18 protein-coding genes and 1 pseudogene are annotated in these 19,716 nt (G+C 55.1%); 18 read left to right on the top strand and 1 reads right to left on the bottom strand.

All coding sequences use genetic code 11. The annotated features are described in order from the left end of the window. Positions 1-132: 132 nt before the first annotated feature. The 9 genes from ENTMO_RS0107115 to rihA all read left to right on the top strand — a co-directional run bounded on the left by ENTMO_RS0107115 (position 133) and on the right by rihA (position 8,818). Positions 133-1,179, top strand: a complete 1,047-nt coding sequence (locus ENTMO_RS0107115) for a PhoH family protein (RefSeq protein ID WP_010428617.1) — start codon at positions 133-135, stop codon at positions 1,177-1,179. Beyond that, the gene (gene ybeY / locus ENTMO_RS0107110; RefSeq protein ID WP_010428616.1) at positions 1,176-1,643 is read left to right on the top strand and encodes an rRNA maturation RNase YbeY; all 468 of its coding nucleotides are present in this window, start codon (positions 1,176-1,178) and stop codon (positions 1,641-1,643) included. The genes ENTMO_RS0107115 and ybeY overlap by 4 nt, the downstream gene beginning before the upstream one ends. Before the next feature lie 89 nt (positions 1,644-1,732). Continuing rightward, positions 1,733-2,611: a CNNM family magnesium/cobalt transport protein CorC gene (gene corC, locus ENTMO_RS0107105; protein ID WP_010428614.1), complete on the top strand. Its 879-nt coding sequence runs from the start codon at positions 1,733-1,735 to the stop codon at positions 2,609-2,611. 5 nt (positions 2,612-2,616) lie between these two features. Then, positions 2,617-4,155 (top strand): apolipoprotein N-acyltransferase, encoded by a 1,539-nt coding sequence (gene lnt, locus ENTMO_RS0107100; RefSeq protein WP_010428612.1) that lies wholly within the window; start codon positions 2,617-2,619, stop codon positions 4,153-4,155. Positions 4,156-4,556: 401 nt separating this feature from the next. Then, on the top strand, positions 4,557-5,462 hold the full coding sequence (locus ENTMO_RS0107095; RefSeq protein ID WP_010428610.1) for an amino acid ABC transporter substrate-binding protein: 906 nt from the start codon (positions 4,557-4,559) through the stop codon (positions 5,460-5,462). Between the two features lie 154 nt (positions 5,463-5,616). Continuing rightward, a complete protein-coding gene (gene gltJ / locus ENTMO_RS0107090; RefSeq protein ID WP_010428609.1) occupies positions 5,617-6,357 on the top strand; it encodes a glutamate/aspartate ABC transporter permease GltJ in 741 nt (246 codons plus the stop codon). Further along, entirely contained in the window at positions 6,357-7,031 is a 675-nt protein-coding gene (gene gltK, locus ENTMO_RS0107085; protein ID WP_010428607.1) for a glutamate/aspartate ABC transporter permease GltK, read from the top strand. The genes gltJ and gltK overlap by 1 nt, the downstream gene beginning before the upstream one ends. Next, positions 7,031-7,756: an amino acid ABC transporter ATP-binding protein gene (locus ENTMO_RS0107080; RefSeq protein WP_010428605.1), complete on the top strand. Its 726-nt coding sequence runs from the start codon at positions 7,031-7,033 to the stop codon at positions 7,754-7,756. The genes gltK and ENTMO_RS0107080 overlap by 1 nt, the downstream gene beginning before the upstream one ends. 120 nt (positions 7,757-7,876) lie before the next feature. Further along, a complete protein-coding gene (gene rihA / locus ENTMO_RS0107075) occupies positions 7,877-8,818 on the top strand; it encodes a pyrimidine-specific ribonucleoside hydrolase RihA (RefSeq protein ID WP_010428602.1) in 942 nt (313 codons plus the stop codon). Positions 8,819-8,873: 55 nt separating this feature from the next. On the opposite strand, the gene ENTMO_RS0107070 is transcribed toward rihA, so the two are convergent. Then, entirely contained in the window at positions 8,874-9,356 is a 483-nt protein-coding gene (locus ENTMO_RS0107070; RefSeq protein ID WP_010428600.1) for a zinc ribbon-containing protein, read from the bottom strand. A gap of 215 nt (positions 9,357-9,571) precedes the next feature. Between ENTMO_RS0107070 and leuS the strand changes: the two are divergent. The 9 genes and pseudogenes from leuS to rlpA all read left to right on the top strand — a co-directional run bounded on the left by leuS (position 9,572) and on the right by rlpA (position 19,649). Next, positions 9,572-12,154, top strand: a pseudogene (leuS, locus tag ENTMO_RS23930) (leucine--tRNA ligase). A gap of 14 nt (positions 12,155-12,168) precedes the next feature. After that, on the top strand, positions 12,169-12,738 hold the full coding sequence (lptE, locus tag ENTMO_RS0107060; protein WP_041951371.1) for an LPS assembly lipoprotein LptE: 570 nt from the start codon (positions 12,169-12,171) through the stop codon (positions 12,736-12,738). Further along, the gene (gene holA, locus ENTMO_RS0107055) at positions 12,738-13,769 is read left to right on the top strand and encodes a DNA polymerase III subunit delta (RefSeq protein ID WP_010428594.1); all 1,032 of its coding nucleotides are present in this window, start codon (positions 12,738-12,740) and stop codon (positions 13,767-13,769) included. The genes lptE and holA overlap by 1 nt, the downstream gene beginning before the upstream one ends. Further along, entirely contained in the window at positions 13,762-14,427 is a 666-nt protein-coding gene (gene nadD / locus ENTMO_RS0107050) for a nicotinate-nucleotide adenylyltransferase (RefSeq protein ID WP_010428591.1), read from the top strand. Before holA ends, nadD begins: the two co-directional genes overlap by 8 nt. 268 nt (positions 14,428-14,695) lie before the next feature. Then, positions 14,696-15,013 carry a ribosome silencing factor gene (gene rsfS / locus ENTMO_RS0107045; protein ID WP_003858696.1) on the top strand — a complete coding sequence of 106 codons (318 nt, stop codon included), beginning with the start codon at positions 14,696-14,698 and terminating at the stop codon, positions 15,011-15,013. A 3-nt stretch (positions 15,014-15,016) separates the two neighbouring features. After that, positions 15,017-15,484: a 23S rRNA (pseudouridine(1915)-N(3))-methyltransferase RlmH gene (gene rlmH, locus ENTMO_RS0107040; protein WP_003858701.1), complete on the top strand. Its 468-nt coding sequence runs from the start codon at positions 15,017-15,019 to the stop codon at positions 15,482-15,484. A 28-nt stretch (positions 15,485-15,512) separates the two neighbouring features. Beyond that, positions 15,513-17,414 carry a peptidoglycan DD-transpeptidase MrdA gene (mrdA, locus tag ENTMO_RS0107035; RefSeq protein WP_010428580.1) on the top strand — a complete coding sequence of 634 codons (1,902 nt, stop codon included), beginning with the start codon at positions 15,513-15,515 and terminating at the stop codon, positions 17,412-17,414. A 2-nt stretch (positions 17,415-17,416) separates the two neighbouring features. After that, positions 17,417-18,529 (top strand): peptidoglycan glycosyltransferase MrdB, encoded by a 1,113-nt coding sequence (mrdB, locus tag ENTMO_RS0107030; RefSeq protein ID WP_010428578.1) that lies wholly within the window; start codon positions 17,417-17,419, stop codon positions 18,527-18,529. Positions 18,530-18,545: 16 nt separating this feature from the next. After that, positions 18,546-19,649 carry an endolytic peptidoglycan transglycosylase RlpA gene (rlpA, locus tag ENTMO_RS0107025; RefSeq protein WP_010428576.1) on the top strand — a complete coding sequence of 368 codons (1,104 nt, stop codon included), beginning with the start codon at positions 18,546-18,548 and terminating at the stop codon, positions 19,647-19,649. The last annotated feature ends 67 nt before the right edge of the window (positions 19,650-19,716 follow it).

The following is a 19,716-nucleotide window of genomic DNA, read 5'->3' as shown; positions in this document are numbered from 1 at the left end:
GGCAGGCCTTGTATTTCCTCTCGTCGTCCCAATATGCATAGCAATGCTTGCGCCTTTAATCTAAGGCGTGAATACTTTCGGTAATGACAGTTTTATGTCGCCAGGCCTACAAAACACTCAAAGAGGAACGGTTTGAATATAGACACGCGTGAAATTAGCCTTGAGCCCGCAGACAACGCTCGCCTGCTGAGCCTGTGCGGGCCGTTTGATGACAACATCAAACAACTGGAACGACGTCTGGGTATCGAAATCAATCGTCGCGATAACCATTTCAAACTCACCGGACGCCCTATCTGCGTCAACGCGGCTGCGGATATTCTGCGCAGCCTGTATGTCGATACCGCCCCAATGCGTGGCGAGATTCAGGACATCGAACCGGAACAAATTCACCTCGCCATTAAAGAGGCACGCGTGCTTGAGCAAAGCGCAGAAAGCGTGCCGGACTACGGCAAGGCGATCAACATCAAGACTAAACGCGGCGTCATCAAGCCACGTACGCCGAACCAGGCGCAGTATATCGCCAATATCCTCGACCATGACATCACCTTCGGCGTGGGCCCGGCAGGTACGGGTAAAACCTATCTCGCCGTTGCCGCTGCGGTGGATGCGCTGGAGCGTCAGGATATCCGTCGTATCCTGCTGACGCGCCCTGCCGTTGAGGCGGGTGAAAAACTGGGCTTTCTGCCGGGCGATTTAAGTCAGAAAGTGGACCCTTACCTGCGTCCGCTTTATGACGCGCTGTTCGAGATGTTAGGCTTTGAGAAAGTTGAAAAGCTGATTGAGCGTAACGTGATTGAAGTTGCGCCGCTGGCCTACATGCGTGGCCGTACGCTTAACGACGCGTTCATCATTCTCGATGAGAGCCAGAACACCACCATCGAACAGATGAAGATGTTCCTGACGCGTATTGGCTTTAACTCCAAAGCGGTTATCACCGGTGATGTCACCCAGATCGACCTGCCGCGCAGCACCAAATCTGGCCTGCGCCACGCCATTGAAGTCCTGGCTGAGGTCGATGAAATCAGCTTCAACTTCTTCCACAGTGAAGACGTCGTCCGCCACCCGGTGGTCGCACGTATCGTTAACGCCTATGAAGCCTGGGAAGAGGCAGATCAAAAACGCAGGGCCGAACAGGCCGCGGAACGTAAGCGCGAAGCGCAGGAGCAAGAACAGAAATGAGTCAGGTGATCCTCGATTTACAGCTGGCCTGTGAAGACAATTCCGGCATGCCAGATGAGGCACAGTTTCAGAAATGGCTGGATGCGGTTATCCCCCAGTTTCAGGAAGAATCAGAAGTCACGATTCGCCTGGTGGATGAAGCAGAAAGCCATGAGCTTAACCTGACCTACCGCGGGAAAGATAAGCCGACCAACGTGCTCTCTTTCCCGTTCGAAGCGCCACCGGGCATCGAGATGCCGCTGCTTGGCGATCTGATTATCTGCCGTCAGGTGGTTGAACAGGAAGCCAAAGAGCAGCAAAAGCCGCTCGACGCCCACTGGGCGCATATGGTGGTACACGGCAGCCTGCACCTGCTCGGCTACGATCACATTGAAGATGACGAAGCGGAAGAGATGGAGTCCCTCGAGACAGAGATAATGCTTGCTCTGGGCTATGAGGATCCGTACATTGCCGAGAAAGAATAGTCGGTCTAACGCCTGACTAACATGCCGCCGCGTAAGGACATAGCGCGGCGGTAAACATTGAACTCACAAGAGAACCCTTAACAAACGCCATGAGCGACGACAATTCACACAGTAGCGACACGACAAACAGTAAAAAGGGATTTTTCTCCCTCATTCTGAACCAGCTTTTCCACGGCGAACCGAAAAACCGTGATGAACTGCTGGAGCTGATTCGTGATTCCGGGCAGAACGACCTTATCGACGAAGATACGCGCGAAATGCTCGAAGGGGTCATGGACATCGCCGACCAGCGCGTCCGCGACATCATGATCCCCCGCTCGCAGATGATCACCCTGAAACGTAACCAGACGCTGGACGAGTGCCTCGATGTGATCATCGAATCCGCCCACTCCCGTTTCCCGGTCATCAGCGAAGACAAAGATCACATCGAAGGGATTTTGATGGCCAAGGATCTGCTGCCGTTTATGCGCAGCGATGCCGAAGCTTTCAGCATGGAAAAAGTGTTACGCCAGGCCGTGGTTGTGCCGGAAAGTAAACGTGTGGATCGGATGCTGAAAGAGTTTCGCTCTCAGCGTTACCACATGGCTATTGTTATTGATGAATTCGGCGGCGTCTCAGGTCTGGTCACGATCGAAGATATTCTTGAGCTGATCGTAGGCGAAATCGAAGACGAGTATGACGAAGAAGAAGATATCGACTTCCGTCAGCTTAGCCGCCACACATGGACCGTGCGCGCGCTGGCCTCGATTGAAGACTTCAACGACGCCTTCGGCACTCACTTCAGCGATGAAGAGGTTGATACCATTGGTGGACTGGTGATGCAGGCCTTTGGTCATCTTCCGGCGCGCGGAGAGACCGTTGACATCGACGGTTACCAATTCAAAGTCGCCATGGCCGACAGCCGACGTATTATTCAGGTTCACGTCAGAACGCCGGACGACTCACCGGTGCCAAAACTGGAAGATTAATGTAAATGGCATTTGCCCCATTACTTGAACGCCAGCGCGTCCGTTTGCTGCTGGCGCTGTTGCTCGGAGCCAGCGGTACGCTGGCTTTTTCTCCTTACGACATCTGGCCCGCGGCCCTTCTCTCCCTGATGGGGCTTCAGGGTTTAACCCTGAATCGGCGTCCGGTACAGGCTGCCGCCATCGGTTACTTGTGGGGGCTGGGGCTGTTTGGCTCAGGCATCAACTGGGTCTACGTCAGCATCGCGCAGTTTGGCGGCATGCCGGGGCCGGTTAACATCTTCCTCGTTGTGCTGCTCGCCGCCTATCTCTCGCTCTATACCGGACTGTTCGCAGGGATCCTCTCGCGTCTGTGGCCTAAAACCACCTGGCTGCGCGTCGCGATTGCCGCACCGGTTGTCTGGCAAATTACCGAGTTCCTGCGCGGCTGGGTGCTTACCGGCTTCCCGTGGCTGCAGTTCGGGTACAGCCAGATTGACGGCCCGCTGAAAGGGCTGGCACCGGTGATGGGCGTTGAAGCAATTAACTTCTTGTTGATGGTGGTCAGTGGCCTGCTGGTGCTGGCGCTGGTCACGCGCTGCTGGAAACCGCTGGCTGTGGCGCTGGTGCTGTTCGCTCTGCCCTTCCCGCTGCGTTATATCCAGTGGTTCACACCTGAACCCGAGCGCGCCATGCAGGTCTCCATGGTGCAGGGGAATATCCCGCAGTCCATGAAGTGGGACGAAAAAGAGCTGCTGAATACGCTGAAGATCTACGCCAACGCCACCGAAGAGGTGATGGGTAAATCCCAGCTGATTATCTGGCCGGAGTCCGCCATTCCCGATCTGGAAATTAACCAGCAGCCGTTCCTCAACATGATGAACGATCTGCTTGTGGCGCGCGGCAGCACGCTGATTACCGGCATCGTTGATGCACGCCTGAATCAGCAAAACCGCTACGACACTTACAACACCATCATTGCGCTCGGCAAAGACAGCGAATACAGCCACAACTCCACCAACCGATACAATAAGAATCACCTGGTACCGTTTGGTGAATTTGTCCCGCTGGAGTCGATTCTGCGCCCGCTGGCCCCGTTCTTTGACCTGCCGATGTCCTCTTTCAGCCGCGGTCCGTACGTTCAGCCTCAGCTGCACGCGCACGGTCTCGCCCTGACGGCGGCCATCTGCTACGAAATTATTCTCGGGGAACAGGTGCGCGATAACTTCCGCCCGGATACTGACTATCTGCTGACCATCTCCAACGATGCGTGGTTTGGTAAGTCAATCGGCCCGTGGCAGCACTTCCAGATGGCGCGCATGCGCTCCCTGGAACTGGCGCGTCCGCTGCTGCGCAGCACCAACAACGGCATCACCGCTGTGATTGGTCCGCAGGGTGACATTCAGGCGATGATCCCACAGTTCACCCGCGAGGTGCTGACCACTACAGTCACGCCTACCACGGGGTTGACGCCGTACGCACGTACCGGCAACTGGCCGCTGTGGATTTTGACCACGCTGTTCGGCTTTGCCGCGGTGCTGATGAGTCTGCGCCAGCGTCGTAAATAATTTTACCTTCTGTTGCCGGGTGGCGCTGACGCTTACCCGGCCTACATTTTTGCTCCCGTAGGTCGGGTAAGGCGTAGCCGCCACCCGACAATACCCTCCAAACTCCCATTCTGGCACGCCTATTGCTTTGTTTATTCGCGCAAACGCAGTTTGGCTTAACGTGCAACCTTGTCGCACCACCGTAGATCATCGGCAGCACCGAAACGGTGCAACGAAAGATTATTGCCTCTGAATGGTGCGGCGCGCTTCGCAAAAATAAACAATAACGCAGCAAAATCTTTACATTAAGCCAGACTAAATGTTAACAAGCTTGCATAACACTGCACTCGCATAGCGCGAGATATAACAACATCACAATGGGTATCAATGCGTCACTGGCGCTGATAAGAAAGGAGTTGGGTATGCAATTACGTAAACTGGCCACAGCAATGCTGGTGATGGGAATGTCTGCTGGCGTCGTTCACGCTGAAGATGCCCCGGCAGCAGGCAGCACTCTCGACAAGATTGCCAAAAACGGCGTCATCGTGGTCGGCCACCGTGAATCTTCTGTCCCGTTCTCTTACTACGACAACACGCAAAAAGTCGTAGGCTATTCACAGGATTACTCCAACGCTATCGTTGAAGCTGTGAAGAAAAAGCTGAACAAACCTGACCTGCAGGTGAAGCTGATCCCAATCACTTCACAGAACCGTATTCCACTGCTGCAAAACGGCACCTTTGATTTCGAGTGTGGCTCCACCACCAACAACCTTGAACGTCAGAAACAGGCCGCCTTCTCCGACACCATCTTTGTCGTGGGCACCCGTCTGCTGACCAAGAAAGGCGGCGCAATCAAAGATTTTGCTGACCTGAAAGGCAAAGCGGTCGTTGTGACTTCCGGCACGACTTCCGAAGTGCTGCTGCACAAGCTGAACGACGAGAAGAAAATGGATATGCGCATCATCAGCGCGAAAGACCATGGCGACTCCTTCCGTACCCTGGAAAGCGGTCGTGCCGTCGCGTTTATGATGGATGACGCTCTGCTGGCGGGCGAACGGGCGAAAGCGAAGAAACCAGACAACTGGGAAATCGTGGGCACCGCGCAGTCGAAAGAAGCCTACGGTTGTATGCTGCGTAAAGACGATGCTGACTTCAAAAAGCTGATTGATGACACCATCGCGCAGGCACAGACATCCGGCGACGCGGAAAAATGGTTCGACAAATGGTTCAAGAACCCGATTCCACCAAAGAACCTCAACATGAACTTTGAACTGTCTGACGACATGAAAGCACTGTTCAAATCACCAAACGATAAAGCGCTTAACTAATTAGAACGACAGGGGCGGGATCTCCTGCCCTCTCGATTGTCGGGAAGCATGGACAGACTATACGTTGAGTGGTCGTTCCCCACTCAGCGCGAAAATGAGCTTCTCACCAATCTTCGAGGGTAGCGCTGCTACCCTTTTTTTTCTGGAGTTTATTATGTCAATTGACTGGAACTGGGGCATCTTTCTGCAACAAGCCCCGTTCGGCAACACCACCTATCTTGGCTGGCTGTGGAGCGGCTTTCAGGTCACCGTTGCGCTATCGATAACGGCGTGGATTATCGCGTTTCTTGTCGGTTCGCTGTTCGGTATTCTGCGCACCGTTCCCAATCGCTTTCTTTCAACACTCGGCACCCTGTACGTGGAACTGTTCCGTAACGTTCCGCTGATCGTGCAGTTCTTTACCTGGTATCTGGTCATTCCGGAACTGCTGCCGGAAAATATCGGCATGTGGTTCAAGGCGGAACTGGATCCTAACGTTCAGTTCTTTGTCTCTTCCATGCTGTGCCTGGGGCTGTTCACCGCCGCGCGGGTTTGCGAACAGGTGCGTGCTGCCATCCAGTCACTGCCGCGCGGGCAAAAGAACGCGGCTCTGGCGATGGGCCTGACGCTGCCGCAAGCCTACCGTTACGTTCTGCTGCCTAACGCCTATCGCGTTATCGTTCCACCGATGACGTCAGAGATGATGAACCTGGTGAAAAACTCGGCCATCGCCTCGACTATTGGTCTGGTGGATATGGCGGCGCAGGCGGGTAAGCTGCTGGACTACTCCGCCCACGCGTGGGAATCCTTCACCGCGATTACCCTCGCTTACGTTCTGATTAACGCTTTCATCATGCTGGTGATGAACCTGGTTGAACGCAAAATTCGCCTGCCGGGCAATCTGGGGGGCAAATAATGTACGAATTTGACTGGAGTTCTATCGTTCCATCCATGCCTTACCTGCTGGATGGCCTGGTGATCACCTTAAAGATCACCGTGATCGCCATCATCATCGGTATCGTCTGGGGCACCCTGTTGGCGGTGATGCGCCTGTCGAGCTTTAAACCCCTCGCCTGGTTTGCGACTGCCTACGTTAACGTCTTCCGCTCCATTCCGCTGGTGATGGTGCTGCTGTGGTTTTACCTGATTGTTCCCGGCTTCCTGCAGAACGTACTGGGACTGTCGCCGAAAACCGATATCCGCCTGATCTCCGCCATGGTGGCATTCTCAATGTTTGAGGCCGCTTACTACTCAGAGATTATCCGTGCGGGCATTCAGAGTATCTCCCGCGGGCAGTCCAGCGCCGCACTGGCTTTGGGGATGACCCACTGGCAATCCATGCAGCTCATTATTCTGCCGCAGGCGTTCCGCGCCATGGTTCCGCTCCTGCTGACACAGGGCATCGTGCTGTTCCAGGATACCTCTCTGGTCTACGTCCTGAGCCTGGCAGACTTCTTCCGTACCGCGTCCACCATCGGCGAGCGTGATGGTACGCAGGTTGAGATGGTCCTCTTCACGGGTGGGGTCTATTTTGTGATTAGTTTAAGCGCGTCGCTGTTGGTCAGCTGGCTGAAGAAAAGGACTGTATAATGATTTCCCTGAAAAATGTTTCGAAATGGTATGGGCACTTTCAGGTGCTGACCGACTGCTCCACCGAAGTGAAAAAAGGCGACGTCGTGGTGGTGTGTGGACCGTCCGGCTCCGGTAAGTCGACGCTGATCAAAACCGTTAACGGCCTGGAGCCGGTGCAGCAGGGGGAAATTGTCGTCAACGGTACCAAAGTGAACGACAAGAAAACCAATCTTGCTCAGCTTCGCTCACACGTCGGCATGGTGTTCCAGCATTTTGAGCTGTTCCCTCACCTCTCTATCATCGAGAACCTGACGCTGGCACAGGTTAAAGTGCTTAAGCGTGATAAAAAGGCGTCGCGCGAGAAAGGGCTGAAGCTCCTGGAACGCGTGGGTCTCTCGGCACATGCCGATAAGTTCCCGGCACAGCTTTCTGGCGGCCAACAGCAGCGCGTGGCGATCGCCCGCGCGCTGTGTATGGATCCGGTGGCGATGCTGTTTGATGAGCCAACGTCGGCGCTCGATCCTGAGATGATCAACGAAGTGCTGGACGTAATGGTCGAGCTGGCGCACGAAGGGATGACCATGATGGTCGTAACCCACGAAATGGGCTTCGCCCGTAAAGTGGCCAACCGCGTGATCTTTATGGACGAAGGGAAAATTGTGGAAGACTCTCCGAAAGAAGAGTTCTTTGCCAACCCGAAATCTGACCGCGCCAAAGACTTCCTCGCCAAAATCCTGCATTAATCTTCCCGGTGCGCGATCTGCGGATTGCGCACTGCTTCACGCTTTCACACTGCGCTTCTCGTCGGCGTCATATTGCAGCGTTAACCTTGTCACAAAATAACGCTAATAATGGAGAACCCTATGGCACAGCCGATCATTCTCGATTGCGATCCAGGTCATGATGACGCGATCGCACTCGTCCTTGCACTTGCCTCCCCTGAACTCGACGTAAAAGCCGTCACCTCATCCGCCGGAAACCAGACGCCTGAAAAAACCCTGCGCAACGTGCTGCGCATGCTCACGCTGCTTAAACGCACCGATATTCCGGTTGCGGGTGGGGCCGTGAAGCCGCTGATGCGCGAGCTTATTATTGCCGACAACGTTCATGGTGAAAGCGGGCTGGACGGCCCTACGCTGCCGGAGCCGGTGTTTGCACCGCAAAACTGTACCGCCGTCGAGCTGATGGCGAAGGTGCTGCGCGAAAGCGCAGAGCCCGTAACGCTGGTGGCAACCGGACCACAAACCAACGTTGCGCTGCTGCTGAACAGTCATCCGGAACTGCACGGTAAAATCGCCCGGATCGTGATGATGGGGGGCGCAATGGCGCTGGGTAACTGGACGCCGGCGGCGGAGTTCAACATCTTTGTCGACCCGGAAGCGGCGGAGATTGTCTTCCAGTCAGGATTACCGATTGTGATGGCGGGGCTGGATGTTACCCACCGCGCGCAGATTATGGCGGACGATATTGAGCGCTTCCGCTCGGTGGGCAACCCGGTTGCGACAACCGTGGCCGAACTGCTCAACTTCTTTATGGAGTATCACAAAGCCGAGAAGTGGGGCTTCCAGGGCGCACCGCTGCACGACCCGTGCACCATTGCCTGGCTGTTAAAACCTGAGATGTTTACCACGGTGGACAGATGGGTTGGCGTTGAGACGCAGGGAAAATACACCCAGGGCATGACGGTGGTGGATTATTACTCGCTGACGGGAAATAAACCGAATACTACGGTGATGGTGAACATCGACCGGGAGGCGTTTGTGGATTTGCTGGCGGAGAGACTGGCTTACTATAGTGCGGCCTGATGCCCTCACCCCAACCCTCTCCCACGGGAGAGGGAGCAAACAGTTTTGCTTTTACCTAGGGCTCAAATGGCCGACGCTGGAACTGATCGTGCCCGCACTTCGGACACAGCGGCAGCACGTCCGGCGTGTACACCGCAATATGGTGATGACACTTCTCGCAGACCAGGTTCCCCAGCCCCACCACTTCACCGCTCTGGTAGACGCCGTGGTGGTTCAAATCCTGAAACACCTCGCGCCACTCCGGCTGCGTTTTGTCGGTGATATCCGCCAGCTCCTGCCACAGACTCTCTTTAATCACCCGCATAAAGACGCTGTCCGCGACCTCGTCCTGGCTCTCCTCGTAACTGCGCGCGAACTCTTCCAGATCACGCCGCACGGCGCGCGTCACCTCTTCCACTTCGGTTCGCGTTAACTCACCCGTTTGCGCCACCCGGGAGCGAGCCTGTTCGACCAGCGCGTCGATATCGCGCTCGCCGTTGCGCAGCCGTTCCGTCAGTGTCGCTACCAGTTCGCGGTAAAATTGAGCAACCTTGTTCATCATTTTGCCTCCCGGGTAAGTAACTATTTCTAATAATAGACCTTATTTCGCCGCCGCTTTGTCAGGTGAAGCACAGACCCGGTAAATTCCTGCAAAGTGCATTTGTGCGAAAGGCTGTTTTGACGCGGGCGTTTGGGCTATGCTATGCGGATCTGAGATACCACATCCATTGGCTACATTTAGTAGCTGTATTGAAAACAGGACCACTGGCTGCCATGCAAGAGCAATACCGCCCGGAAGAGATAGAATCAAAAGTCCAGCAACACTGGGACGAGAAGCGCACCTTTGAAGTAACCGAAGACGAGAGCAAAGAGAAGTATTACTGCCTGTCGATGCTTCCCTATCCTTCTGGTCGACTACACATGGGCCACGTGCGTAACTACACCATCGGTGATGTGATTGCACGCTACCAGCGCATGCTGGGCAAAAACGTCCTGCAGCCAATCGGCTGGGATGCATTCGGTCTGCCTGCTGAAGGCGCGGCGGTTAAAAACAACACCGCACCGGCGCCGTGGACGTACGACAACATCGCGTACATGAAAAACCAGCTCAAAATGCTGGGCTTTGGCTATGACTGGAGCCGCGAGCTGGCAACCTGTACCCCGGAATATTACCGGTGGGAGCAGAAGTTCTTCACCGAGCTGTACAAAAAAGGCCTGGTGTACAAGAAGACCTCCGCCGTTAACTGGTGTCCGAATGACCAGACCGTTCTGGCAAACGAACAGGTTATCGACGGCTGCTGCTGGCGCTGTGACACTAAAGTTGAGCGTAAAGAGATCCCACAGTGGTTTATCAAAATCACCGCTTACGCCGACGAACTGCTGAACGATCTGGATAAACTGGATCACTGGCCAGATACCGTTAAGACCATGCAGCGCAACTGGATCGGCCGTTCTGAAGGCGTGGAGATTACCTTCAACGTTGAGAACTACGACCAGACCCTGACCGTCTACACCACCCGTCCGGATACCTTCATGGGCGCGACCTACCTGGCCGTAGCCGCAGGTCACCCGCTGGCGCAGAAAGCGGCAGAGAACAATCCGGAACTGGCTACCTTCATCGACGAATGCCGCAACACTAAAGTGGCCGAAGCCGACATGGCGACGATGGAGAAAAAAGGCGTGGATACTGGCTTTAAAGCCATTCACCCACTGACTGGCGAAGCCATCCCTGTCTGGGCTGCTAACTTCGTGCTGATGGAATACGGCACAGGCGCCGTGATGGCCGTTCCGGGTCACGACCAGCGCGACTACGAATTTGCCACAAAATAGGGCCTGACAATCAAACCGGTTATTCTGGCCGCCGATGGTTCTGAACCCGACCTGTCCGAGCAAGCGCTGACCGAAAAAGGCACCCTGTTCAACTCCGGCGAATTCAGCGGCCTGAGCTTTGAAGACGGCTTCAACGCCATTGCCGACAAGCTGGCTTCGCTGGGCGTAGGCGAGCGTAAAGTGAACTTCCGTCTGCGTGACTGGGGCGTTTCCCGTCAGCGTTACTGGGGTGCGCCAATTCCAATGGTGACGCTGGAAGACGGCACCGTCATGCCAACGCCTGAAGATCAGCTGCCGGTGATCCTGCCGGAAGACGTGGTCATGGACGGCATCACCAGCCCGATCAAAGCCGATCCTGAGTGGGCAAAAACCACCGTCAACGGTCAGCCTGCGCTGCGTGAAACCGACACCTTCGATACCTTTATGGAATCCTCCTGGTACTACGCGCGCTACACCTGCCCGCAGTATCAGGACGGTATGCTGGATTCCGATGCGGCAAACTATTGGCTGCCGGTAGACATCTATATCGGTGGTATCGAACACGCCATCATGCACCTGCTCTACTTCCGCTTCTTCCATAAGCTGATGCGCGATGCGGGCATGGTGAACTCTGACGAACCCGCGAAACAGCTGCTGTGTCAGGGCATGGTGCTGGCAGATGCGTTCTATTACGTGGGCGCGAACGGCGAACGTAACTGGGTTTCTCCGGTTGATGCGATCGTTGAGCGCGACGAAAAAGGCCGTATCGTTAAGGCGAAAGACGCTGAAGGTCATGAACTGGTTTACACCGGCATGAGCAAGATGTCCAAGTCCAAAAACAACGGTATCGACCCGCAGGTCATGGTTGAGCGTTACGGCGCTGACACCGTGCGTCTGTTCATGATGTTTGCCTCTCCGGCCGACATGACCCTCGAATGGCAGGAATCCGGCGTTGAAGGCGCTAACCGCTTCCTGAAACGCGTCTGGAAACTGGTTTACGAGCACACCTCACAGGGTGATGCGCCAGCACTGAACGCTGCGGCACTGACTGAAGATCAGCAGGCGCTGCGTCGCGATGTTCATAAAACAATTGCGAAAGTAACCGATGATATTGGTCGTCGTCAGACCTTCAATACCGCAATTGCGGCTATTATGGAACTGATGAATAAGCTGGCGAAAGCCCCGCAGGATGGCGAGCAGGATCGTGCCATCATGCGTGAAGCGCTGCTGGCCGTTGTTCGCATGCTTAACCCGTTCACACCACACGCCAGCTTCACCCTGTGGCAGGAGCTGAAAGGCGAAGGCGATATCGACAACGCGCCGTGGCCAGTGGCAGACGAATCAGCGATGGTGGAAAACACCACTCTGGTTGTGGTGCAGGTCAACGGCAAAGTGCGCGGGAAAATCACCGTGGCCGTTGATGCAACCGAAGAGCAGGTTCGCGAACGCGCAGGTCAGGAACCGCTGGTTGCAAAATATCTTGAGGGCGTTACCGTACGTAAAGTGATCTACGTACCAGGTAAACTGCTTAATCTGGTCGTTGGCTAAGCGCGGGAGGAAACGTGCGACAACTGGCAACAATACTCTTATCCCTGGCGGTGCTTGTCACCGCAGGTTGCGGGTGGCATCTGCGCAATACCACGGCAGTGCCGCCTCAGATGAAAACGTTGATCTTCGACTCTTCGGATCCGAATGGCCCACTCAGCCGGGCTGTACGTAACCAGCTCCGTTTGAACGATGTTGAGTTGATCGAGAAAGGCACGTTGCGCCAGGATGTTCCGTCATTCCGCATCCTGACTTCGACGTTGTCTAAAGATACCGCGTCCATCTTCCAGGATGGCCGTACTGCGGAATATCAGATGGTGCTTAACGTGAAAGCGGCCGTATTGATCCCGGGTAAAGATATTTATCCAATCAGTACTAAAGTCTACCGTTCGTTCTTCGATAACCCGCAAACGGCGCTGGCAAAAGATGCCGAGCAGCAGATTATCATCAACGAAATGTATGATAAGGCAGCGGAACAGCTGATCCGTAAACTGCCAAGCATTGCTGCGTCGACGAAACAAGGCTCTGACATTATCGACACACCGGACGCTAACGCGCCGACCATGTCAACGTCGATGGGTAACTGATGATCAGGTTGTATCCTGAACAACTCCGCGCGCAGCTCAATGAAGGGCTGCGCGCGGCGTATCTGCTGCTCGGAAACGATCCGCTATTACTTCAGGAAAGTCTGGATGCCGTTCGTCACGCGGCGGTCGCTCAGGGCTTTGATGAACACCACACCGTCCAGCTGGACAACAACACCGACTGGAACGCCCTCTTTTCACTTTGCCAGGCAATGAGCCTGTTTGCATCGCGCCAGACAATCCAGATCCTGCTGCCGGAAAATGGCCCTAACGCGGCCATGAATGAGCAACTCGCCACCCTGGTCAGCCTGTTACACAGCGATCTGCTGCTGATTGTGCGTGGCAACAAGCTCACCAAGGCGCAGGAAAACGCAGCGTGGTTTACTCAACTTGCGACCAACACAGTTCAGGTCACCTGCCAGACACCTGAACAGGCACATCTGCCTAAATGGGTAGCCGCGCGAGCAAAACAGCACAATCTTCAGTTGGATGAGGCGGCAAACCAGCTGCTTTGCTACTGCTATGAAGGCAACCTGCTGGCGCTGGCGCAGGCACTCGACAGGCTTTCTCTGCTTTGGCCTGACGGTAAACTGACGTTACCGCGTGTTGAGCAGGCGGTAAACGATGCTGCCCACTTTACGCCGTTTCACTGGGTTGACGCGCTGCTGTCAGCAAAGAGCAAACGCGCGCTACACATATTGCAGCAGCTGCGCCTTGAAGGCAGTGAACCTGTCATTTTGCTGCGCACGCTCCAGCGAGAGCTGTTGTTACTGAATACACTCAAGCGTCAGTCTGCCCATACGCCATTGCGTTCACTGTTTGATAAACACCGTGTATGGCAAAACCGCAGGGCGATGACCACCGAGGCCATCAACCGTCTGAGTCATGAACAGCTGCGCCAGGCTGTACAGCTTTTGATGCGCGCTGAGCTCACGTTGAAACAAGATTACGGTCAGTCGGTCTGGTCGGAGCTGGAAAGCCTTTCACTGCTGCTCTGCCACAAGGCGCTGGCAGACGTATTTATCGATGGATAGCATGCATTCTTTACAAGCGCTGTACGGCGGAACCTTCGACCCGGTGCATTACGGGCATCTTAAGCCGGTTGAAATTCTGGCGAATCTGATCGGCCTGCAGCGCGTAATTATTATGCCCAATAACGTTCCGCCGCACCGTCCTCAACCAGAGGCCACCAGCAAACAGCGAAAAGAGATGCTCGCGCTGGCGATTGCGGATAAACCCCTTTTCCGTCTTGACGAACGGGAGTTACGTCGCAACACCCCGTCCTGGACGTCCCAGACGCTGCAGGAGTGGCGAGCTGAACAAGGGCCGGATAAACCGCTGGCCTTTATTATCGGTCAGGATTCCCTGCTCAACTTTCCTACCTGGCATCAGTATGAAACCATACTGGAGAACAGCCACCTTCTCGTGTGCCGTCGCCCCGGGTATCCGCTGACCATGCGCGAACCACAGTACCAGCAATGGCTTGAAGCTCATCTCACCGACAACGTGGAAGATCTGCATAATCGGCCAGCCGGGAAGATTTATCTGGCAGAAACGCCGTGGTTTGATATTTCTGCGACGCTCATTCGCGAGCGCCTGCAGCAGGGTTTAGCCTGTGACGATATGCTGCCTTCGTCAGTGCTGGCGGATATCAATCAGCACGGGTTGTATCAGAAAAGCGCAGACGCATAGCCTGAGGCAAGAAAAAGCGGCTGATTGATTATCCTGCCTTGACAGGGTAAGCCATACTGTTATCCTCCGCTGCCAGACTTTCCCGCCGATCATTGCTTTACAGAAATTGTTTTACAAAAATGGCGATGCAATCTCCGGCGGAGGGTGGGATGATACCCGCCTTCAAAAGCCCGGCCGGTGACATTTGTCCCGACACTGGCGTCAGTTCAGGTATACTGTCTGGCTACGAATTTATAGTTACACAATCTCATTCACCCAGGGGGAAAACTTGCAGGGTAAAGCACTCCAGGATTTTGTTATCGACAAAATTGATGACCTGAAAGGTCAGGACATCATCGCTATCGACGTAAAAGGTAAATCCAGCATCACCGACTGCATGATTATCTGCACCGGTACATCTACTCGCCATGTGGTTTCGATTGCCGATCACGTCGTTCAGGAATCACGTGCAGCAGGGCTGTTACCGCTTGGCGTTGAAGGTGAAGCGACCGCCGACTGGGTGGTTGTCGATCTCGGCGATGTGATTGTCCATGTCATGCAGGAAGAGAGTCGTCGCCTGTATGAGCTGGAAAAACTCTGGGGTTAATGCGTGAAGTTGCAGCTGGTCGCTGTCGGCACCAAAATGCCGGACTGGGTACAAACCGGTTTTACTGAGTATCTGCGTCGTTTTCCAAAAGATATGCCGTTCGAACTGGTGGAAATTCCTGCCGGTAAGCGCGGCAAGAACGCGGATATCAAACGTATTCTCGATAAAGAGGGCGAACTGATGCTAGCTGCCGCAGGCAAAAACCGCATCGTTACCCTCGATATTCCAGGTAAACCCTGGGATACGCCGCAGCTGGCGCACGAACTGGAGCGCTGGAAGCAGGATGGTCGTGATGTCAGTCTGTTGATTGGCGGACCTGAAGGGTTGTCCCCCGCCTGCAAAGCGGCAGCAGAACAAAGTTGGTCTCTCTCCGCGCTGACGCTCCCCCACCCGCTTGTTAGGGTGCTGGTGGCAGAAAGCCTGTACCGCGCGTGGAGCATTACTACCAACCACCCCTACCACCGCGAGTAATGACTGACCAGGGTAGATTAAGCAGCGGATGAAACTACAGAATTCTTTTCGCGACTATACGGCTGAGTCCGCGCTGTTTGTGCGCCGGGCACTGGTCGCCTTTACGGGGATTTTGCTGCTGACCGGCGTGCTGATCGCCAACCTCTATAATCTGCAAATTGTCCGCTTTACCGACTACCAGACGCGTTCAAACGAGAACCGCATCAAGCTGGTACCTATCGCGCCAAGCCGCGGCATTATCTACGACCGTAACGGCACGCCGCTGGCCTTAAACCGCACCATCTATCAAATCGAGATGATGCCGGAAAAGGTCGACAACGTGCAGGATACGCTGAACGCGCTGAGAAGCGTGGTCGATCTCAACGATGACGATATCGCCGCCTTTAAAAAAGAGCGTTCCCGTTCTCACCGCTTCACGTCTATTCCAGTCAAAACCAACCTGACAGAAGTGCAGGTGGCCCGTTTTGCCGTGAACCAGTATCGATTCCCCGGCGTGGAAGTGAAAGGCTATAAGCGCCGCTTCTATCCTTACGGCTCTGCGCTGACGCACGTGATTGGCTACGTTTCCAAGATTAACGATAAAGACGTTGACCGCCTTGATAAAGACGGCAAGCTGGCCAACTACGCCGCAACGCATGATATCGGTAAGCTGGGGATTGAGCGTTATTATGAAGATGTGCTGCACGGCGAAACCGGTTATGAAGAGGTTGAAGTTAACAACCGTGGCCGCGTAATCCGCCAGCTGAAAGAGGTGCCGCCGCAGGCGGGCCATGATGTGTATCTGACACTCGACCTTAAGCTGCAGCAGTATATCGAAACCCTGCTGGCTGGCAGCCGTGCCGCCGTTATCGTCACCGACCCGCGCACCGGTGGAATTCTGGCCATGGTCTCCATGCCGAGCTATGACCCTAACCTCTTCGTGGATGGTATCTCCAGCAAAGATTATTCCGGTTTGCTTAACGATCCGAACACCCCGCTGGTGAACCGTGCGACACAGGGTGTTTACCCGCCTGCGTCAACGGTAAAACCTTACGTTGCGGTTTCTGCACTGAGTGCGGGCGTGATCAATCGCAATACCAGCCTGTTTGACCCCGGCTGGTGGCAACTGCCAGGCTCTGAAAAACGTTACCGCGACTGGAAGAAATGGGGGCACGGTCATCTGAACGTGACCAAATCACTGGAAGAGTCTGCGGATACCTTCTTCTACCAGGTCGCCTATGATATGGGTATTGATCGTCTGTCGACGTGGATGAGTAAATTCGGCTACGGACACTACACCGGCATCGATCTTGCGGAAGAACGTTCTGGTAATATGCCCACCCGCGAATGGAAGCTGAAGCGCTTTAAAAAGCCGTGGTACCAGGGTGATACCATTCCGGTCGGGATCGGCCAGGGTTATTGGACAGCTACCCCACTGCAGATGAACAAAGCGATGATGATCCTGATTAACGACGGCGTGGTGAAGGTTCCTCATCTGCTGCAAAGTACGGTTGAGAATGGCAAGAAAGTCCCGTGGATCCAGCCGCATGAGGCACCGGTGGGCGATATCCATTCCGGCTTCTGGGAAATCGCCAAAGACGGTATGTACGGCGTGGCAAACCGTCCAAACGGGACAGCGCATAAGTACTTCGCTGGCGCACCCTACAAAGTGGCCGCTAAATCGGGTACCGCGCAGGTCTTCGGCCTGAAGGCAAACGAAACCTATAACGCGCACAAAATTGCTGAACGTCTGCGTGACCACAAGCTCATGACGGCGTTTGCCCCTTATGATAACCCGCAGGTTGCAGTGGCGATGATTCTCGAAAACGGCGGTGCAGGTCCGGCTGTAGGTACCATCATGCGTCAAATCCTCGACCACATTATGCTGGGTGATAACAACACCGAACTGCCGGCAGAAAGCCCGGCAGCCGCTGCGGCGGAGGACCAATAATCATGACGGATAATCCGAATAAAAAATCGCTGTGGGACAAGATCCACATTGACCCTGCCATGCTATTGATTCTGCTGGCTTTGCTGGTATACAGCGCCCTGGTTATCTGGAGCGCCAGCGGTCAGGACATCGGCATGATGGAGCGCAAAATCGGCCAAATCGCGATGGGCCTGGTCATCATGGTGGTGATGGCGCAGATCCCACCCCGTGTGTACGAAGGCTGGGCGCCCTACCTCTATATTTTCTGTATCATCCTGCTTGTTGCGGTTGATGCCTTTGGTGCGATATCCAAGGGCGCACAGCGCTGGCTGGATCTGGGGATCGTCCGCTTCCAGCCGTCGGAAATCGCGAAAATTGCCGTACCGCTGATGGTCGCGCGCTTTATTAACCGCGACGTCTGCCCGCCTTCGCTAAAAAATACCGCGATCGCGCTGGTGCTGATTTTCCTGCCGACCTTGCTGGTTGCAGCACAGCCTGACCTCGGCACCTCGATTCTTATCGCACTGTCCGGCCTGTTTGTCCTGTTCCGGTCAGGCCTGAGCTGGCGTCTGATCGGTATCGCGGTGGTGCTGGTTGCCGCCTTTATCCCCATCCTCTGGTTCTTCCTGATGCATGATTACCAGCGCCAGCGCGTGATGATGCTCCTCGATCCGGAAACCGATCCGCTGGGTGCGGGCTATCATATTATTCAGTCGAAGATTGCGATTGGCTCCGGTGGCCTGCGCGGGAAAGGCTGGCTGCACGGTACACAGTCGCAGCTGGAATTCTTACCGGAACGCCACACCGACTTTATCTTTGCCGTGCTGGCGGAAGAGTTAGGGCTGGTTGGCATCTTAATTCTGCTGGCCCTCTACGTGCTGCTGATCATGCGAGGTTTGTGGATTGCCGCACGAGCGCAAACCACCTTTGGTCGCGTGATGGCAGGCGGATTGATGTTGATTTTATTCGTTTATGTCTTCGTAAATATTGGTATGGTGAGTGGTATTCTGCCGGTTGTAGGCGTACCGCTGCCGCTGGTGAGTTACGGGGGCTCGGCACTGATCGTGTTGATGGCCGGGTTTGGTATCGTCATGTCGATCCATACCCACAGAAAAATGTTGTCCAAAAGCGTATAAAAATAAGGGGATCGCAATGCGTAAGCAGTGGCTGGGGATCTGCATCGCAGCAAGTTTACTTGCAGCCTGCACGAGTGATGATGGTCAGCAACAGGCAACCGTCGCGCCGCCGCAGCCTGCGGTCTGTAACGGCCCGATTGTTGAAATTAGCGGTGCCGATCCGATCTATGAACCGCTGAACGCAACGGCGAATCAGGATTATCAGCGCGACGGCAAAAGCTTCAAAATTGTTCAGGATCCTTCCCGTTTCAGCCAGGCTGGCTTGGCCGCCATTTATGATGCCGAGCCGGGTAGTAACCTGACCGCATCAGGCGAAACCTTCGATCCGATGCAAATCACGGCGGCGCATCCTACGCTGCCGATCCCAAGCTATGCTCGCGTCACCAACCTGGCGAACGGCCGTATGATCGTCGTGCGTATCAACGACCGTGGCCCATACGGGAATGACCGCGTGATCTCGCTGTCCCGCGCAGCGGCTGACCGTCTGAACACCTCGAACAACACCAAAGTGCGTATCGATCCGATTATCGTCGCGCAGGATGGTACCCTTTCAGGTCCAGGCACCGCCTGTACGACTGTCGCGAAACAAACCTATGCCCTGCCGGCTCGTCCTGACCTGAGTGGTGGAATGGGAGGCGCGTCTACCCCTGCAGAGCCAGCTCAACCACAGGGCGAAGTCCGCGCCATCAGTAACGATACGTTACAAAGCGATGACAGTACCGGTGCCCCGGTGAAAAGCAGCGGTTTCCTCGGTGCGCCGACAACTTTATCCTCTGGCGTCCTTGAAGGCAGTGAACCCTCGCCAGCCCCGGTTGTCGCAGCCCCAGTCACGCAACCTGCTCCCGTGACCGCACCAGCGACCACGCAAAGTACTCCCGCCCCTGCGGCCGCAAGCGGCAGTTACGTGGTTCAGGTCGGCGCCGTCAGCGATCGGGCACGTGCACAGCAGTATCAGCAGCGCTTAAGCCAGCAGTTCAGCGTGCCGGGCCGCGTTGAGCAAAACGGTGCAGTCTGGCGTATTCAGATGGGGCCGTTTGCCAGCAAATCTCAGGCAGCTTCCCTGCAACAGCGTTTGCAAAGTGAAGCGCAGCTCCAGTCATTTATCACTGTTGCGAAGTAATGAATCGGCGGTATCCGAAATGTCAAGTTGTGTAAAACACATTCACAATCTCATGATGAAAGTCGGA

The sequence above is a fragment of the Enterobacter mori LMG 25706 genome, assembly GCF_000211415.1.
Lineage (GTDB): Bacteria > Pseudomonadota > Gammaproteobacteria > Enterobacterales > Enterobacteriaceae > Enterobacter > Enterobacter mori.
The sequence above is the reverse complement of the archived record's forward strand: the minus strand, read 5'-3'. Positions and strand labels throughout refer to the sequence as shown.

Excerpts from the sequence above, each read along its gene's own strand:
- mrdA (WP_010428580.1), top strand. The coding sequence starts at position 15,513 with ATGAAACTACAGAATTCTTTTCGCGACTATACGGCTGAGTCCGCGCTG.
- gltJ (WP_010428609.1), top strand. The coding sequence starts at position 5,617 with ATGTCAATTGACTGGAACTGGGGCATCTTTCTGCAACAAGCCCCGTTC.
- ybeY (WP_010428616.1), top strand. The coding sequence starts at position 1,176 with ATGAGTCAGGTGATCCTCGATTTACAGCTGGCCTGTGAAGACAATTCC.
- holA (WP_010428594.1), top strand. The coding sequence starts at position 12,738 with ATGATCAGGTTGTATCCTGAACAACTCCGCGCGCAGCTCAATGAAGGG.
- corC (WP_010428614.1), top strand. The coding sequence starts at position 1,733 with ATGAGCGACGACAATTCACACAGTAGCGACACGACAAACAGTAAAAAG.
- ENTMO_RS0107095 (WP_010428610.1), top strand. The coding sequence starts at position 4,557 with ATGCAATTACGTAAACTGGCCACAGCAATGCTGGTGATGGGAATGTCT.
- lnt (WP_010428612.1), top strand. The coding sequence starts at position 2,617 with ATGGCATTTGCCCCATTACTTGAACGCCAGCGCGTCCGTTTGCTGCTG.
- nadD (WP_010428591.1), top strand. The coding sequence starts at position 13,762 with ATGGATAGCATGCATTCTTTACAAGCGCTGTACGGCGGAACCTTCGAC.
- gltK (WP_010428607.1), top strand. The coding sequence starts at position 6,357 with ATGTACGAATTTGACTGGAGTTCTATCGTTCCATCCATGCCTTACCTG.
- mrdB (WP_010428578.1), top strand. The coding sequence starts at position 17,417 with ATGACGGATAATCCGAATAAAAAATCGCTGTGGGACAAGATCCACATT.
- rlpA (WP_010428576.1), top strand. The coding sequence starts at position 18,546 with ATGCGTAAGCAGTGGCTGGGGATCTGCATCGCAGCAAGTTTACTTGCA.
- rihA (WP_010428602.1), top strand. The coding sequence starts at position 7,877 with ATGGCACAGCCGATCATTCTCGATTGCGATCCAGGTCATGATGACGCG.
- ENTMO_RS0107070 (WP_010428600.1), bottom strand. The coding sequence starts at position 9,356 with ATGAACAAGGTTGCTCAATTTTACCGCGAACTGGTAGCGACACTGACG.
- ENTMO_RS0107080 (WP_010428605.1), top strand. The coding sequence starts at position 7,031 with ATGATTTCCCTGAAAAATGTTTCGAAATGGTATGGGCACTTTCAGGTG.